15 protein-coding genes and 3 pseudogenes are annotated in these 15,989 nt (G+C 57.0%); 8 read left to right on the top strand and 10 right to left on the bottom strand.

The genetic code is table 11. From position 1 onward, the window contains the following. The first annotated feature begins 2 nt into the window (after positions 1–2). Positions 3–308, top strand: coding sequence for a MafI2 family immunity protein (locus tag ACR9ZQ_RS04835; RefSeq protein ID WP_481427055.1), 306 nt, complete (start codon positions 3–5; stop codon positions 306–308). Between the two features lie 54 nt (positions 309–362). Here the strand turns inward: ACR9ZQ_RS04835 and ACR9ZQ_RS04830 are convergent, their stop codons facing one another. The 5 genes from ACR9ZQ_RS04830 to ACR9ZQ_RS04810 all read right to left on the bottom strand — a co-directional run bounded on the left by ACR9ZQ_RS04830 (position 363) and on the right by ACR9ZQ_RS04810 (position 4,464). Then, positions 363–1,043: a hypothetical protein gene (locus ACR9ZQ_RS04830; protein WP_481427054.1), complete on the bottom strand. Its 681-nt coding sequence runs from the start codon at positions 1,041–1,043 to the stop codon at positions 363–365. Between the two features lie 44 nt (positions 1,044–1,087). Further along, on the bottom strand, positions 1,088–1,735 hold the full coding sequence (locus tag ACR9ZQ_RS04825) for a hypothetical protein (RefSeq protein WP_481427053.1): 648 nt from the start codon (positions 1,733–1,735) through the stop codon (positions 1,088–1,090). A 31-nt stretch (positions 1,736–1,766) separates the two neighbouring features. After that, a complete protein-coding gene (locus ACR9ZQ_RS04820) occupies positions 1,767–2,558 on the bottom strand; it encodes a hypothetical protein (protein ID WP_481427052.1) in 792 nt (263 codons plus the stop codon). Positions 2,559–2,817: 259 nt separating this feature from the next. Further along, entirely contained in the window at positions 2,818–3,285 is a 468-nt protein-coding gene (locus ACR9ZQ_RS04815) for a cyclic nucleotide-binding domain-containing protein (RefSeq protein WP_481427051.1), read from the bottom strand. A gap of 255 nt (positions 3,286–3,540) precedes the next feature. Next, positions 3,541–4,464 carry a hypothetical protein gene (locus ACR9ZQ_RS04810; RefSeq protein WP_481427050.1) on the bottom strand — a complete coding sequence of 308 codons (924 nt, stop codon included), beginning with the start codon at positions 4,462–4,464 and terminating at the stop codon, positions 3,541–3,543. A 200-nt stretch (positions 4,465–4,664) separates the two neighbouring features. Here ACR9ZQ_RS04810 and ACR9ZQ_RS04805 point away from each other — a divergent pair, with 200 nt between their 5' ends. The 3 genes and pseudogenes from ACR9ZQ_RS04805 to ACR9ZQ_RS04795 form a co-directional block, all read left to right on the top strand. Beyond that, the gene (locus ACR9ZQ_RS04805; RefSeq protein WP_481427049.1) at positions 4,665–5,111 is read left to right on the top strand and encodes a DUF2721 domain-containing protein; all 447 of its coding nucleotides are present in this window, start codon (positions 4,665–4,667) and stop codon (positions 5,109–5,111) included. A 73-nt stretch (positions 5,112–5,184) separates the two neighbouring features. Further along, on the top strand, positions 5,185–6,777 hold the full coding sequence (locus ACR9ZQ_RS04800) for an EAL domain-containing protein (protein ID WP_481427048.1): 1,593 nt from the start codon (positions 5,185–5,187) through the stop codon (positions 6,775–6,777). A 120-nt stretch (positions 6,778–6,897) separates the two neighbouring features. Then, a pseudogene (locus ACR9ZQ_RS04795) lies at positions 6,898–7,135 on the top strand (transposase domain-containing protein); the annotation flags it as partial. Here the strand turns inward: ACR9ZQ_RS04795 and ACR9ZQ_RS04790 are convergent. After that, the gene (locus ACR9ZQ_RS04790; RefSeq protein WP_481427047.1) at positions 7,132–7,728 is read right to left on the bottom strand and encodes a helix-turn-helix transcriptional regulator; all 597 of its coding nucleotides are present in this window, start codon (positions 7,726–7,728) and stop codon (positions 7,132–7,134) included. The pseudogene ACR9ZQ_RS04795 and the gene ACR9ZQ_RS04790 overlap by 4 nt on opposite strands. Before the next feature lie 28 nt (positions 7,729–7,756). Between ACR9ZQ_RS04790 and ACR9ZQ_RS04785 the strand changes: the two are divergent. After that, positions 7,757–8,659: pseudogene (locus tag ACR9ZQ_RS04785) on the top strand (AAA family ATPase); the annotation flags it as partial. Between the two features lie 41 nt (positions 8,660–8,700). Here the strand turns inward: ACR9ZQ_RS04785 and ACR9ZQ_RS04780 are convergent. The 3 genes from ACR9ZQ_RS04780 to ACR9ZQ_RS04770 form a co-directional block, all read right to left on the bottom strand. Then, a complete protein-coding gene (locus tag ACR9ZQ_RS04780) occupies positions 8,701–9,006 on the bottom strand; it encodes a putative quinol monooxygenase (protein ID WP_481427046.1) in 306 nt (101 codons plus the stop codon). A 550-nt stretch (positions 9,007–9,556) separates the two neighbouring features. Next, positions 9,557–10,720, bottom strand: a complete 1,164-nt coding sequence (locus ACR9ZQ_RS04775) for an SMP-30/gluconolactonase/LRE family protein (protein WP_481427045.1) — start codon at positions 10,718–10,720, stop codon at positions 9,557–9,559. 654 nt (positions 10,721–11,374) lie between these two features. Further along, positions 11,375–12,295: a LysR family transcriptional regulator gene (locus ACR9ZQ_RS04770; RefSeq protein ID WP_481427044.1), complete on the bottom strand. Its 921-nt coding sequence runs from the start codon at positions 12,293–12,295 to the stop codon at positions 11,375–11,377. A 100-nt stretch (positions 12,296–12,395) separates the two neighbouring features. On the opposite strand from ACR9ZQ_RS04770, the gene ACR9ZQ_RS04765 reads away from it, so the two are divergent. Further along, on the top strand, positions 12,396–13,022 hold the full coding sequence (locus tag ACR9ZQ_RS04765) for an NAD(P)-binding domain-containing protein (RefSeq protein WP_113322250.1): 627 nt from the start codon (positions 12,396–12,398) through the stop codon (positions 13,020–13,022). Positions 13,023–13,159: 137 nt separating this feature from the next. Here the strand turns inward: ACR9ZQ_RS04765 and ACR9ZQ_RS04760 are convergent, their stop codons facing one another. Then, positions 13,160–13,564 carry a DUF1428 domain-containing protein gene (locus tag ACR9ZQ_RS04760; RefSeq protein ID WP_481427043.1) on the bottom strand — a complete coding sequence of 135 codons (405 nt, stop codon included), beginning with the start codon at positions 13,562–13,564 and terminating at the stop codon, positions 13,160–13,162. 130 nt (positions 13,565–13,694) lie between these two features. Between ACR9ZQ_RS04760 and ACR9ZQ_RS04755 the strand changes: the two genes are divergently transcribed. After that, positions 13,695–15,527 (top strand): methyl-accepting chemotaxis protein, encoded by a 1,833-nt coding sequence (locus ACR9ZQ_RS04755; RefSeq protein ID WP_481427042.1) that lies wholly within the window; start codon positions 13,695–13,697, stop codon positions 15,525–15,527. A gap of 69 nt (positions 15,528–15,596) precedes the next feature. After that, positions 15,597–15,953, top strand: a pseudogene (locus ACR9ZQ_RS04750) (cyclic nucleotide-binding domain-containing protein); the annotation flags it as partial. Positions 15,954–15,989: the final 36 nt, after the last annotated feature.

The raw sequence follows: 15,989 nt of genomic DNA, 5'->3' as shown, positions 1-15,989 counted from the left end.
TCATGGTAGAAAAAATTGAATTGCGGGTCCGGGTTTTGCTGGCTGTGCAGCAGTCGCTATTAGGAAGCGTTGGCCCTAATTTACGAGCGGTGACGTGCTCTTGGAGCGATTCTCGTATTACAGTGCGTGCAATATTTGACTTGGCTATCAGCGAAACCGATAAGGAAAATATGAGTGAAGTTGAGACAGAGATCATGTCTCATTTTCCTGATCAAGACGTAGCTGTAAGCTGCACAAGAGTGGACGCCCCTGCAATAATTCGTGCCGATCCGAACGAGGTTTTTGTCTTTAAGAGGCGCGAAGATTAATTAGGCCTCGCAAAGGTCATCGAGCCTTGATCTGCAACGCGCCGCCTCAGTGAATCACTCTGGTAAAAGATAGCTGATCCTATCTACTTTTGTCACAGCCCAACCACCTGAGTCAGTGTAGCTTACCGCATATACTTCTCCTCCCTTTACTTTTAGGTCGCCAAAAATAGAGGATACAGATGTGTCGAACTTTACTACCGCTCCACTTACGCAGTCCGTCAAACATTCGTAAGTTCGAAACTCATTCGAGAGCAATTTCTCTTTTCTCGCAACCGCACCAATCGTAAATTGAAATTCAAACGGCCCACCGGTGCGGTTCACAAACGCGACGACCACAGAAGAAATCGCTGCTACCTCAGCCGAAGGAGGGGCAACATGCGGGAGCAGCGGATTGCCGGAGGCGGGGATACTGGCCGGCGCCATAAACACGAGTCCACCGGGACTATATGTCGGACCATATACCGGCTTCATATATTCTTCTAAGCGCTCCTTAAGCTGCTGTTCGGTGAGCGTCACTTTGCCATCCAAAACTTTCTTTGCAATGTCGCCGTAATCGGGCTGCAACTGCGACTGCGAAGTCACCGGCTGAAGAATGATCTGCGGTTGGCTCCATGTCTTCCCTATGTTGTCGATACCGCTACCACCCTCTTTGTATATGTCCAGTTGCTGGGCCTGGCTGGCAGATGCAGTAACCAGCGATACGTACAAGAAGAAACAGATCACATTGAAGCGCATTGTCACCTCCACACCGTCCAAATTCCGTACCGCATTCAACACGTTTATTTACCTTCAGCTGCTCCGCTTTTTTGGCCAGGATCCGCATTGGGTTGCTTAGATTTGTCTTCATCCGTCTTCCCAGCAGGTCTTTCCTGTGGTGCACGGCCAAAGAGGTATCCAACCACCGTACCGAGCAGACCGAAGAGCGGCGCGGCCTGCTTATCGTCATAGCCGGCAGTGAGGATAAACACCGCGCTTCCGATGATCAGGATGACGATAAGATTTCTGGCCGCCCATTCCTCCGCTTTACTGCCACCAAACCAGTGAAAGGCCGCATAAATGCCAGCGAAAACAACAGCCAGAATTGCAGCAACTATGTTCAGTGATTTTTCCCAAGGAGACTTATACGTAATGTACGGACCTTCCTGCTTCTCCAAGTCTGGACAACGGTATCCCTCACCGTAGGTGGTTCCGCTTGGATTTCCGCATACATCCTTGCCAGTGCGCGTCGGAGACGGGGGCAACAGGTAAAAATTGCTGGTCGATGAAGCCTGCACCGTAGCCTCCTCGGATGGAGGCTTTTTGTTCTGCGGCGGTACTTCTGTGGAAGCCTCTGGCTGAGTCTGTTGAGCATCGGCGGCGTTGGACGTCCACCCGATCCCACTAATGATGACCAGCAAGTATAAGACTATATAAATTGTATACTTCATCGTAGATCTCTGCTTCGAAACTGAGCTACGGCTAAATGATGAAACCATTGAGGACACCATCTGCCTCCAGAGCCGCGATATCGGCTTTGACAGTTTTGAGGCGCTCCTTGTATGAGCCGCCGATTTCGGACAGAGCTACGAGCGGGTCGGATTGCGACAGCGCCGAGCGGATCGCAGTGAACGTGCCCCTGCCCTGGTAGAGAATATCAACGATCCATAGGGCAATCCGCCAGTCGCTACCGTTAAACTGCGACACGTTCGCCTTTGCGTCGGCTATCAATCCTTTGGCGCGAGCCACGAGCAAGTCGATCTGCGCCAGCTTGGCTGCCGGATCGTCCTTGGTCCATGCCATCAACCGGGCGCCGGCTGACACTTCGGCCGGATCGACCTTGACGGGATCGGGATTGAGATATTCCATGAAATTACGCAGCTGCTTCTCCTTCTTCCCATTGGGCCGCGTAAAGAGCACTGATTTTTCAAGATCTACCGTCGAACCACTATCCTTGGTCCAGGTAACCTTGCCGCCATTCAGCGAAAGCTCCGGGAAATAGTCCGTGGCATTCGGCAATGCCAAAAGCTTGCGAAACAGCAGGATCAGGTTCTCATCCGGCGTATGGGCGGCAAGTTGCGTAGCGCCGAAGGTGAAGGCAGCGCGATCGTAGCTGTTAAGGCGCCCAAAATAGCCTGCGCTTTCGGCCTTAATCGTGGGGCGGATGAAATACGCCCATTTCTGATGACGCGCGAGATAATCTGCCGGCGCGTACGTCCCTATATGCTTGATATCGGTCAGGTTCCTGTCCTGATAAAGACCGCGCCGATGCATATCGTCGGAATACGGAACCTCCGTCCCGACGAAAAATACCGAGCCGTCGGTAAACTCTACGGAGTGTTTTGAACCGTCCTTCAGGAAGCGTTTGATAGCGCGGCTCCCCGCTGTTGCAGGCGGTGCTGGAGGATCGGGTAGTACCTGAACAGCGTCTTGACGCAGAGCATCCCACGCTTGAACGATCGCCGCGGATGGCACAACCGGGAAAGCGAGGCCGAGCGCTTTCGCGGTTTGCGGTCCGACAACTCCATCAAGCTCAAGTTACTTGCAGGTAATCGGTCCACCCCAGAGAAAGTACAGTATCATTCATTCGATCACTGAAACTAACGATTAGATCGTCATCATCACCAGACGTTTTGCCATCGTGCCCCGAATCAAGTCGATCAGATCGATCGGTAAGGCGCGCATGTTGAAAAAGGGCGTACTTGGTCAGGTGAAAATCGCAGATAGCCTCGGCGAATGCAGCCCGCCCCTCACCGCCCTCAAGCCCGAACCATTCCCCTGCGCAGTGAAAAGACAGGATGTAGCGACGTCCGTTCGGCAGGAGGCGGCATATCCTGACCGTCCCTACCTCGATGTAGTAGAGGTTCGAAAGGTCATCCTCCCTGTAGACCAACTCGTCAGCCGGACGAGATTCAGGTCTGCCCGCTGTAACTGGGGCATTGAACGGGTTGCAGTTCTCGGCTGAGAATTGAAGTTCGCTGTCACGTGTTGCCCTCTTCATCGACGAGGCTATGTGGTCGGCAGACAGATTAGAATTGCGGACATCCTCTAAGCATTGTTACGAGGTGTCACCGCGTGTTCATCGGTGATACTCATTCCCGTGACCCGGACACCCTTCGTCCTCCCGCTGCCTTCACGCTGGCACTCGAGCCGATCGGAGTTCCCCGTACGCCTCGCTCGTAGGACTAGCTTGGTGCGAAACTGCGTGGTGGATGGCGTGAGAGTCAGTAGCCTGACAGGTAGATTACGCGCCCTGTCATTTATCAATGACAGGGCGCGGCTGCACGACCGACGCAACGATGCTTTCCGCAATGCGAGATTGGATTTTAAACACTGTCTCTTCGCCCAGATCGCCATCGTAATTTTCAGCCCAGACGACAGCGCCATCGGAGCGCCTCACCAGCCGGGCCGATGAGCGTAGTCGCTCTCTGTCCATCAGCACGGTGCCCTGGAGCACATAGACACTATCTCTCGCACTCGACGCGCTATCGGCCTTTACGATCATGGTCTTCAGTGAAACCAGCTTGTTTACAACTTCGTACGAAAGACCTTGAGACATGCGCGACGCTGCCGGGTCTTTCGATATCGGCTCAAACGGCTCGACGAGGATCGATGGTTCCGTCTGCGTCGCGGCCGCCTTCGGTGCGCCTAGCCAAACCCATGCCTGGGCCAGAACGAAAGCCCCTGTGGTCACTGCGCTCACCAGCCATTGCCACGACTGTGGGAGGGTGAAGGTGGTATTGCGCGTAAACGTCGCGTCCACAGGCGTGGGCGTGGCCTTCTGCGCTGGAGCGGTTGCCTGGTCGTCCGACACCTCGCGCATCAGAAAGCTGGGCACGTAGGTCCCTTTGGGGACGCTTATGACAATCTCATCTTCCACCCCTGCAAGCAGGTAGTACCGCTCCAACTCGCGGCGGATGCGAGCAGCCTCTATTCTGACACACGGGTCGCTCTGGGCATCGAAGGAAGCATTCCGACCAAACACCACTTGAGCGATCGTGAAAGCCTTGAGGTATCCTTCTCTCCCATCGAGGGTTTCTTCGATGATGAACTGCAGAAATCGTCCTGCCCGCTGCGGTAGGTCGAAGTCCCGACTGCTCAACATGCGTCCGAGTTGCTCCCTGACCTGATCCGGAGAAGGTTCAAGGGAGCGCATGATATCCGCGTTTGCACCTGTCATTGCCGCTCCTCGTCGAGAAATACCGTGAATTGCACGCCATCATGCGCAGTCTGGAGACAGTTTGTTATTTAGCATATGCTTAATAACAGCGGTGACACAATCCTGACCAGCTGTGAAGCGCGCAATGGTAATAGGATCGTAAATGACAACCAAAAGGTGGTGGTCATGGCTTCGCGATCGACAGGGTCTCAGGAGCGTGAATGGATACCCCCGAAATCATAGTGGACTACGCCCAAGTAATCCAAACCTCGTTAGCCCCGGTATTCCTCCTGGCGGGCACCGGCGGTTTTGTCGGCATTTACGTCACTCGTCTCGGAAGGGTGTCAGACAGGCTGAACGAGGTTACCGACAACCCTCTGCCAAGGCAGAACCGTCAACGGCAACTGACGTATCTGCAACGTCGTACGCTGATCTTGGAGGTAGCCGTCATATTTGGTGCGGTGGCTGGCATCTGCACGTGCTGCGCAATCCTCAACCTTCTGTCGGGTGCCTTGGCGATACGTTTGCAACCAGAAAACCTCGTCTGGTTTTTCGGCGGCGCGATCGTATCATTGATGTTGTCCCTGGTTTCGTTTCTGGTTGAACTGATCGTCGCCGGCTTCAGTATGCTTCTGCAGGTCAAGATGGATCGCGATCGGCGCACATGAGTCCGCGGTCCGCGTATCCCCACTTCGTTAACGATTGCCGTCTATTGTATTGTGGTTGAGTTACGGGTGACTCATGCAAGCAAGACGGTATCGCGTTATCTCGCTAGGCATTGTTCTTGCCGTCGTCGGGGCTGTCGCGCCGCTCGCCGCCATGGCTTACGCCTCCTGGCAGATGGCGATAGCCAAGGAACTGTCTGTCCTTCGGGAGCACGCCGTCAACGTCACCGAGCGCGCGAAGTTCACGTTTTCTGACGCGCGCCAAGCGCTCGTCGCGATGAATGGGTCAAACGTTGCTCCATGCTCGCAGGAGCACATCGCGCTGATGCGCAAGATGACAATGAATACCGTATCTGTCGAGGAGATCGGCTACTTCGAGGACGGCAGGTTAAAGTGCACCTCATGGGGTATAACGGAAGCCGATATCCGCAAGGAAGATGGAGATTATACCACTTCTGACGGCGTACAGGTGCATCTGCGAATTCTTCCGCTTATCAGCCGTGGGAAATCCATGACGGAGCTTTCGCTCGGCCGCTACAATGCCTTGGTCGTGCCTTCGAGATTTGTCGATGTCGAACTGGGGTCCGGGATATCTCTCGCCCTCTTTAGTAATAGTGGATTGTTGATCGACGGGCTCAATGATCCCGATGTTTCGTTTGCGCGCCATCATCTGAGCAATGATGACAGCGGGATTGATGGCGAGCGGATGTTCGCGTCGGTAGTGGGGGACGGCGTCGTCGCAGTGGCATCAGAGCAGACAAGGATGGTTTACGGTCAGCTCCGTCGCGAGTTGGCGTTGTTTCTCCCGGTCGGCCTGTTCATTGCCACGTTCATCGTGGTTATGGTCGTGGTGTTTTCCAGAGGCAGGCTGTCGCCACGTGCCGAGCTTGAGTTTGCGATCCACAAGCGGCAATTCATCGTGCACTATCAGCCCATCGTCGAACTGGCGACCGGCATCTGCGTGGGTGCCGAAGCGCTGGTGCGATGGAAGCGGCGAGACGGCAGCCTCGTCAGGCCTGATCTCTTCATTCCTCTGGCGGAGCAAACGGGACTGATCGTGCCGATCACTGACCAGGTACTCGACGAGGTCATTCGAGAACTGAACCCTGTTCTGGTTGGCGACAGAGGGCTGCACATTGCCATCAATCTCTCCGCGGCAGACATCAAGTCGGGCCGCTTTATCGACATGGTAGCCGAAAAGCTTCAGCACACGGGCATTCGCAACGAGCAAATCTGGCTGGAGGCGACCGAGAGGGGCTTCATCGACGTCGATGCCGCCCGCGCCAATTTGGACAAAGCGCGACAGGCTGGCCATTCGATCGCCATTGACGACTTTGGCACGGGGTATTCAAGTCTTCAGTATCTTCAAGGTTTGCCCGTCGATGCGCTCAAGATCGACAAGTCGTTTATCGATACGATCGGACGAGGCGCGGCGACGAGTTCGGTAACCCTGCACATCATCGAGATGGCAAAGGAGCTTGGGCTGTTCTCCGTGGCGGAAGGTGTCGAGACTGAAGCGCAAGCCGCCTATCTTCGCGAACATGGCGTTTCGTTCGGACAAGGCTGGCTTTTCTCCAAGCCGCTCGCCGCAAAGGACTTTATCGAATTTCGGGATGCCTCCGTCGCCAAATTCGGAAAGGCTCCTGAGATAATCCGGGCCGACAATTGAGGAAGACAACACGCTAGTGCGCCGATTCGGTAGTCATAGCAAAACCAAGGGATCGGGGGACCTGGATTGATATCAAGGCGATGACGATCGCGGCCTCGTCTCCCGCAACATGAAACTAACCTGGCCGCACCCTCAAAGAACGCACTCTTCGCTGGTCACAATGCAGGGGTCGAGAACTGGGCTCTTGTCGGCCGCACTCGTCGAAACGTGCAACCTCAATTCTGTCGATCCGCTGGCCTATTTGACCGCCACGCTCACCGCCATCGTCAACGGCCATAAGCAGAGCCGAACTGCTGGCCTGGCACCAGCACACAGGAGAAGCGTTGATGATGCGAGCGCTCAAGAGGCCGACAATTAATGCGGTGTAAGCGAGCGACGCCATTCCTTAGGGCTTTTACCAACCCAGCGCTTGCACGCATGGTTGAGCGACGAGGCCTGAAGGTACCCCAGCAACCACGCAATCTGACTGATCGACACTCCTTGTTCGAGGTAGCTCGACGTGAGGTCTCTGCGCATCTCGTCGAGAACCTGCTTGAACGTTATTCCATTCTCCGAAAGACGTTGCGCAAAAGTGCGTTCCGTCAAGCCCAGCTTCCCAGCCACGGTGGAGGCACTCACCTCAGCGTGTGGAAGCAGTGGCGCTATTATGTTCTCCACAGCGGTGCGGAAGCTGCCGCGCTTTCCAGTCCGCGCATCCAGGGCCTGGTCGCACATTCTATCCATGAGGGTGTTCAGGTAAGAATCGGCTTGGACGACGCCAAGCTTCGAAACGCTCTCGGAAAATCGTATGCGATCGGCCGGCGCGCTGAAGGTCACGTCACAGCCGAAAAGCTTCCGAACGAGTCGCAGGTCGCCACTGCGGTGATGGGCGAAAGAAACCTCTTCCGGCGTGAGGTGGCTTCCGGAGAGGTGGCGGCATAGACGAAGCAGCGCGTAGGATAGCAGCTCCATCTGATTTCTGTCGGCTCCCGGTCGTGCGGAAACCGATGCGGAAAACGACGCTTCCCTAGAGGTGGAGCCGAGGATGCCGACGCAGGGCAGAATCGAAGGTGGGCTCGACAAAATCCGGCGCCTCATCGAGGTCGACCAGAAGCCGATCGGCCGAACGCCCCGATCCAACCTTGCAACCTATACCGGGCTCTTCGATCATGTTCGCTCGCTGTTCGCCGCCACACCGGAAGCGAAGAAGCGCCGCTACGATGCCGGGCGGTTCTCCTTCAATGTCGCCAAGGGCCGCTGCCCTCGCTGCGAAGGCGAAGGCTTCGTCATGGTGGAGCTGCGTTTCCTGCCGAGCGTCTATGCCCCGTGCCCAACTTGCCATGGCACCCGCTACAACCCGCAAACCTTGGAGATCCGGTACCGAGGCAAGAATATCTCGCAGGTCCTGGGGCTGACGGTCGCGGAAGCCTCGGACTTCTTCAACGACGCCCCCAGCGTTCGCGCATCCTTGAAGGTCCTTAGGGAAGTCGGACTGAGTTACCTGCGGCTTGGTCAGCCTGCAACCGAGTTCTCTGGAGGCGAAGCCCAGCGCATCAAGCTGGCGACGGAATTGCAGCGCGCCCAAAAAGGTGGCGCGCTCTATGTGCTGGACGAGCCGACGACGGGTTTGCATCCATCGGATGTCGAGAGGTTGATCGCACAGCTCAATGCATTGGTAGACGCTGGCAACACCGTGATTGTCGTCGATCACGACATGACCCTCGCTGCGGCGAGCGACGGGGTCGTCGACATCGGGCCCGGTGCGGGAGATGAAGGCGGCAGGATAGTCGCAAGCGGAACGCCGGAACACGTTGCCCTCGCAAAAAACAGCAGGACAGCGCCATATCTCAAGCGAAATTTTCCTTCCGACCGGCAAACAAACCAATCGAACGTTGGGCGTTAGGGCCGTAACGCTTCACGCATGGTACGCATGTAACGAGGTACTTATGACCGCTTGTCGGCAAGGATCGACAGCTTGTGTATATGCAGTGGCTTAGCGAACAGCTCCCCTTCCTCTGCCTTTGCCATCAAGGCCGCAGCGACTTGGCCGTTTAAATGGGCATCCCTTCCGTCCTCATCGTCGAACGTATCAAAGATTGCGAACGAACTTGGCCCCTCCTGTATCGCATACCAGGAAATCGTCCCACGCTCGGCATTGACCAGCGGTATCGCTGATCGCAGAAATTCGGCGACCGCCTCTTCCTTGCCGGGCTTTGCCTCGAGCGGAACGTAGAGCGCGAATTTGGTCATGACCACCTCCTCGACACACTATTGTGCCGCAACTTAACGAACGCGCTAACCACGACAAATGTTTGGCGGTGGGAAAATCAAGCGCGTTGACCTACCAAGCGTGTCAGCAGTCGGCGCGGCACCCCTTATCAGGCGGGCGGTATCACGTTCGTTCTACGCAAATGAATAACGGTTTTGCGGATATCGACTTCGACTGAATGCGGCGATCTCTCAGTGGTGGAACAGGGCAGTCTGCTTCGACCGCTGAATCGCGGGCTTGTATCGAAACGAAGGAGCCTGCCGCGGGAGGAGGTGCGGCAGGCTTTTTCAAAGAATTGAACAACGGCTGGGAGGAGGAGTGGGTCGCCTGAAACACGAAGCTTTGCGGGAGGAGATGCATTGCTTCGTTGGCCTGAAGATATCAGAGGCTGCCCGACCGCCAGCGTTCAGATCGCAGTGCGTTTCAAAAGCGCTCCTTCGACATTGACAGACTTCCCTCGCTTTCAGCGCCAGAACTCTCGTGGCATCGCCGACTTCATTAAGGTTTCGCTCGTCGCTCCTCAGGCGCATGTCATTGCGGCGGAGCAAACTTGAAGAGGGTGAAGGATTTATCGGTCCAAGCCTGGTTGAACCAAGGCGAGTCCTGAATGTGAGATGCGGTGACGTACATCGTCCCATCTGGTCCCTGGGCGAAGGTATCCGGCCAGCGCAGCCGGCTGTCTTCGAGCAAAGGCGTTACCTTGCCATCGGGACTGAGGATCTTGATGCCATTGTTCGCCATCGTGCTGAGATAGATGCGGCTCTGCTGGTCGATCCAAAGGCCATCCGTCGGCTCGGTCTCGGCAACCCTCTCGGGGCGCACTGAACCGGGATCGGTTTCCGCCTTCTGCAGGGCCTCGGTCGAGACCCGGTACATCGTCTTACCTGTCAACGCCTTCCAGTAGAGGGTCTTACCGCCAGGCGTCAGCGCGATACTATCGGCGTTGAACTGCGGTTGCCGTCCGTCCGGCCGGCGCAGTGGCTTTCCATCGGTTTCGACAATAACGTTCTTTTCGGCTTGCGTGGAGGGATCGTCGCTCAACACCCGCCACGCCTTACCAGATCCAAGATTGAGCACAACCAGGCCGCCCGGCGAGCCGGAGTCGGTAAAATAGGCGTAGGCGCCGTCAGGCGCGATGCGGACGTCGTTCAGATAGCTTGCTGGGCCCGCGATGTCCGGCGAGAAGGGATAGACCTTCTTGACGGTATCGGTCTTGAGGTCGATCTGGACCAGCTTTGGGCCGTCCTTGACTGTCTTTTCGCTGTTGGGAGCAGCTGGGTCAACGACCCATAGAAATCCCTTCTGATCGGCCACAACACTTTGCACCGTAACGAAGTGATCCTTTGGCGAAAGTTCCGACATCTTGGCGTTGCGCCAAGCGTTCCACTCGTCGTTCGGATAAGGCTTGATCGTACCGTCGCTCATCACTTCGGCGACCGACACTGGCACGTCTTCCGACCATCGCGGGAAATTCACGAAGATCCGGCCATCTTCAGACACCGTGACGCCGGTCACTTGATGGTCAAACGTTGCAACCTTCTGCAGCCGATCGTCGGTCTGGCCGGTGATCGGAGTAACCAGTTCCTTGGCTTTGTTCGTCAGCTTGTCGAGGGTTTGAGCGCTTGCGGGGTGTACAAGCGAGATCACCGCGGCTGCAACGGCTAGGCGCGAAACAAGGGGAGCTTTCGGTTCCATCATTTCCTCCTTTTCGAGAATTCGATAACAAACTTCGCTTCGACGGTGAGGTTCCGCGTATTCGCCTCATTGACTGCTCTCGAACGAGCAAGCGGAGGGTGTACGCTGCGTGCCAGTGAAAGCGTCCAGTCGCGCTTTAGAAAGTTGGCACACCCGGGGAACCTTCGTGCCGGGTGCTGGTCACCTGATTCCGCTGCGGACCGCTCGGTCAGTTCAATGCTTCTCCGTTCTGGCGGTAGATAGCTAATTTACTCGATCACCTCAAAGAGCCCGGGGGCCGAAGTACATAAAAAAGGGCCGGAGACAATGTCTCGCGGCCCAGGTTTTCATCGACAACGGTGGGAGGAGAACCGCGTCGGTAAGGTAAGAGTGACAGACCATGGTTAACGAACAGTAACCGTTCACCGCGCCACGGTCAGTCAGGCGCCAAATCCACGGGGAACAATAGCGCAGCCCATTCACGGCAGGGCTGATCATCCGAGACGCAGTTTGGTTTACCGTCCGGCTATCTCTTAGGAAGTAAAACCTCCCGCTCGAAGTCGGTCACTTCATTCTCCGGACGAGCGGTCTATGCGTTCTTGCCGTTGAAGTCGTGAAAGGATCGGAACCACCGACCCAGTATGTTCACTCGCACTCTGCGGAACTCACCAGTTGCTAGAACGCCTGCCCTGCCTGCCTGGTCTCGACCTTCCCGAATTCGTCGATTAGCGCGTCTACGAAGCTTTTCACCTTGGCGGTAGGTCGGCGCCCCACGGGGTAGATCACGTGCATTGGACGAAACGGACCCTCATGATCGGGCAGGACTTGAACAAGTCGCCCGGCAGAAATTTCCGCGTTCAGCACACTTTCCGGTCCCAACGTGATGCCATAGCCCGCGATCGAAGCGTGCAACAAGGCCTTCCAATCGTTGCTGCGGATTCTACCACTGATGCGTACCTCCTCGGTCTTGCCGCCGCGAGTGAACTGCCAGCGGCAGGGAATCGAAGACGGCCCGTCGCCATAGGCAAGGCAATCGTGCTGCTCCAGATCCAACGGAATTCGGGGGGTGCCCCGCCGGATAAGATATTCCGGAGATGCGCAGGCAATCAGCCGATAGGGAGCAAGAGGAAGCGCGATCAACGACGCGTCTTCGACCTCGCCGATCCTTACCATTACCTCGAACCCCTCCTCCAACGGATCAACGAAACGGTCGTTGAGAGTCAGGTCTATTCGCATGTCTGGGTAGCGGTCGAGATAGCGCGTCACGAACGGCGCCAGACTATAGGCACCGAAGGTCACCGGAGCATTGACCCGCAGCACGCCTTTTGGCTGTGAACGCATATCAAGCGCAACGGATTCAGCCGCTTCGACCTCTGAAAGGAGCTGCTTGCAGCGGTCATAAAAGACCCTGCCCACGTCGGTCAAACTTTGTCGCCGGGTGGTACGGTGAAGTAAGGCCGTCCCAAGTCGGTCTTCCAGGAACACGACATGTTTGGCGACCATTTGGGGTGACATTGCCATCGCCTCTGCTGTGGCGGCAAAGGAGCCGAGCTCGGAGGCTTTTACGAAAACGGCCATGCTGGAAAGCCTATCCACGATTGCCTCCTTATGGTTGGGAATATCTGGTTAAATTCGCGATTTATCCGATCGCCACGATCAATTAAACCCTTGTTTGCGACTTCACTGGAGAAACATCATGAAAATTGGAATCATAGGGGCAGGCATGGTTGGCCGTGCCATCGGCAAGCTCGCCGTCGCTTCGGGCCACTCTGTCATGTTGAGCAATTCGCGTGGCCCTCAGACCCTGTTCAGTCTGAGCCGCAGCATCGGCTGCGAAGTCGGAACCGTCGACGAGGCCGCTGCGTTCGGCGCGCTTGTTGTCGTCGCGATTCCACTGGCAGCCTATCGGTCTATTCCAGTTGAGCCACTCGAGGGCAAACTGGTGATCGACACGAACAACTACTACCTCGAACGCGACGGCAACATCCCGGAACTGGACGCAGGCGAGACAACGACAAGCGAAATGCTGGCGCGCCACCTGCCGCGCTCACGGATCGTCAAGGCGTTCAACGCCATCGTCATGGACGATCTCGAAAAGGGTGGACGACTGGCAGGACTGTCTCAACGGCGAGCCCTGCCTCTGGCCGGCGACAATTCTGCAGACAAGGCAGTTGTCGCAGGGCTCTATGACCAATTCGGCTTCGACGCAGTGGATGCCGGCCTCCTTGCCGAGGGGTGGCGATTGGAGCGCGACAGGCCGGTTTATTGTGTGCCGATGGATGCCGAACGTCTGAAAGAAGAGCTTGAGAAAACGATCCGCTAGTTCAGGCGCTGAAGCAGCTGAGAAGATCGCCGTCGCCGAGGTCCTGCGCTTCCGAATCCTTTGGCTCAATAAGGTCAGGCGGAAGCGTCGCCTTGATGGGATATAAACCTACGGCGGGTCCTACAGAAACCTATGCGTCAAGTTTCGAGAAGCTTGAAGAACCCGCCGGCGATCAGGCGGGCACCCTCGAAGATGGTCTCCTCATTGTTCTGCGGCTGAACACGCGGGTCCGCTAGAACAAGCGGCAAGTCCCTGTCGCGCGCTTCCTTGCTCGGCCATTCCGTCCACGACAGGATGACTGTTTCTCCCTCCTTGGTAGCCGCTGCCGCCTTGAAGTCGCGAAGTAGGGCGTCCTGAACCTGAGCTTGGGCTCCCTCAGCGTGAAACTGCGTCCCATCGACGACTGCTTCATCCAGGACGCAATCGACGACGCCACGTGCTCCATACTCGCGGTAAACCCTGCCAATACGTTCTGAAAACGACTTATACATATCTAGTTTCGTGGTCGGCACGGGAATGAGGTAACAATCAAAATAAGACATCGCATTCTTCCTCCGGCAGTGGGGACCGTTGATATATGGCTGCCCCTGTAGCTGTTGAGCGGGTGGCATTGACACAATTAATTAAGCATCTTTGGATATCCTTAAATGCAGTTATTTGGGGACCACTGTCATGGCGTCGATCCAGCATAAGATAATTGTTGCCAGCCTAGCGATTTTCGGATTAACCGCCGGTGCGACCGGTGTCGGCATCTGGTCTGCGTCCATCCTCTCGGCCAACAGCGCCGAGGTTGCTCGATCATCGCAAATCCTGCGAAACCACATGCAGGCCGACATGATGCATGACGCACTACGCGCGGACGTGCTTGCATCGTTGCTGGCGTCCAATCCGGCAGCAGGCATAGACGTGGCCGCGGTGAAGGCGGATCTGGTGGAGCACGAGTCGTCGTTCCGCGAGATGATTGATGCCAATAAGGGCCTGGCCACAGACGACAAGACCAAAGCAATCCTTGCCGGAGTCGAAGCTCCCCTCATCGTTTACATCGAAAGCGCAACGAAACTGGTCGACCTTGCCGATAAGGATCCGTCTGCAGCATTGAAGGCGCTGCCAGAATTCATGCAGCAATTCTCGACGCTGGAAACAGCCATGGAACAGACCGGGGATCAGATTACAGCTGCGTCGGACGATATTTCCAAGCACAGCTCTGAGATAAAAGCTTCGGTCGATATCGCTCTGAAAGCACTTCTGGGCTTGGCCGCGCTGTTCGCGCTCGGCCTCTATTTCCTAACTCGGAAGACTGTGACCAAGCCTGTTCTTTCGCTTTCCAACGACATGCAAAGGCTCGCCGGTGGTGATACAGCCATTGCCTGCACCGGGATCGGCCGCACCGACGAAATCGGAACGATGGCATCGGCCGTCGAAGTCTTTCGCCAAGCAGCCATTGCCAACAGGCAGCTTGAGCAGGACGCCGAGGCAGCCCGGGTGCAAAGCGAAACCGCGCGGGTCACGGCGCGCCAGCAGGCTGACGAAGAGGCCGCCGAACGGCTGCGGGTGGCGACATCGGGCCTCGCCGCAGGCTTGAAGCGGCTTGCATCCGGCGATCTCGCCTTCCAGATCGACGAGCCGTTCGCGCCCGATTTTGAGAACCTCCGGCATGATTTCAACATGTCGATCAGGCAGCTCGATCAGACGCTCGGCGCTATCGCGACCGCCATCGCCGCGATCGACGAAGGCACAAGGGAGATCGCAGCCGGTGCGGGCGATCTGTCGAAACGCACCGAACAGCAGGCAGCCTCGCTCGAAGAAACCGCCGCAGCGCTTGATCAGATCACCGCCAATGTCTCGAACTCGAGCAAGCGGACCCACGAAGCGCGCACTGAGGCGACCGATGCAAACCGCAATGCCGCCAAGTCTTCCGAGGTCGTCTCGCATGCCGAAGAGGCCATGCGCCGCATCGAGGCCTCGTCGCAACAGATTTCCAGCATCATCGGCGTGATCGACGAAATTGCCTTCCAGACCAATCTGCTGGCGCTGAACGCCGGCGTCGAAGCGGCACGCGCCGGAGAGGCCGGCAAGGGTTTTGCGGTCGTCGCCCAGGAAGTGCGCGAGCTTGCCCAGAGATCGGCTCAGGCGGCAAAGGAAATCAAAGGCCACATCCAGAAATCCTCGGTGGAAGTGGAAAGCGGCGTCAAACTGGTTCTCGACACCAGCCAGGTTCTGAAGGCGATCAGCGAACAGATTGGCCGCATCAATCAGCACATGGATGCAATCGCCGTATCGGCAAGAGAGCAGTCGACCGGCCTTGCCGAAGTCAACACCGCCGTCAATTCCATGGACCAGGTGACCCAGCAGAACGCGGCGATGGTGGAACAATCCACCGCGGCATCCGGCCAGCTTGCCGAGGAAGCCGCCAAGCTACGTGACCTAGTCTCTCGCTTCACGCTGGGGGCGACAACCTCGACGCAATCCGCAGGTGGACGCCTGAGCGTTCGGCTGGCCGCCTGAGGTTCAAACACTGCTTTCGTACCTTTGGGCCGTTGCCCGGTCACGGGTCCTCAGACGGCGCCAAGCGCTACCCTGTTCCAGAAGCTTGGTTCCGCTGCACTGATCGAGATCGTTCGGGCGTTGCGGCCGCGCATTGTCCCCACAGGTGCCGTGATCTGCCGCAAGGGCGATGTTGGCGATGTCGAGGGGCGGGTCACCGTGGCGACACCCGACCATCCAGTGGAACTCGGTGCCGGAAACTTCTTTGGCGAGATGGCGCTGATCAGCGGCGAACCGCGCTCAGCGACGGTCAGCGCAGCAACCGAGGTATCGCTGCTGTCGCTCTACGTCGTGGATTTCCAGATGTTGTCGAGCAGTAGTCCTGACATCACGGAGACCATCCGCAAGACGGCGCTGGAGCGGCGGGGCGGGCCGCCGAAGGAGTAATCCAAGCCTGATGGGTGCAGCATCCCGCCTCCTGAG

This window comes from Rhizobium sp. KNZ14-9A (genome assembly GCF_056755015.1).
The sequence above is the reverse complement of the archived record's forward strand: the minus strand, read 5'-3'. Positions and strand labels throughout refer to the sequence as shown.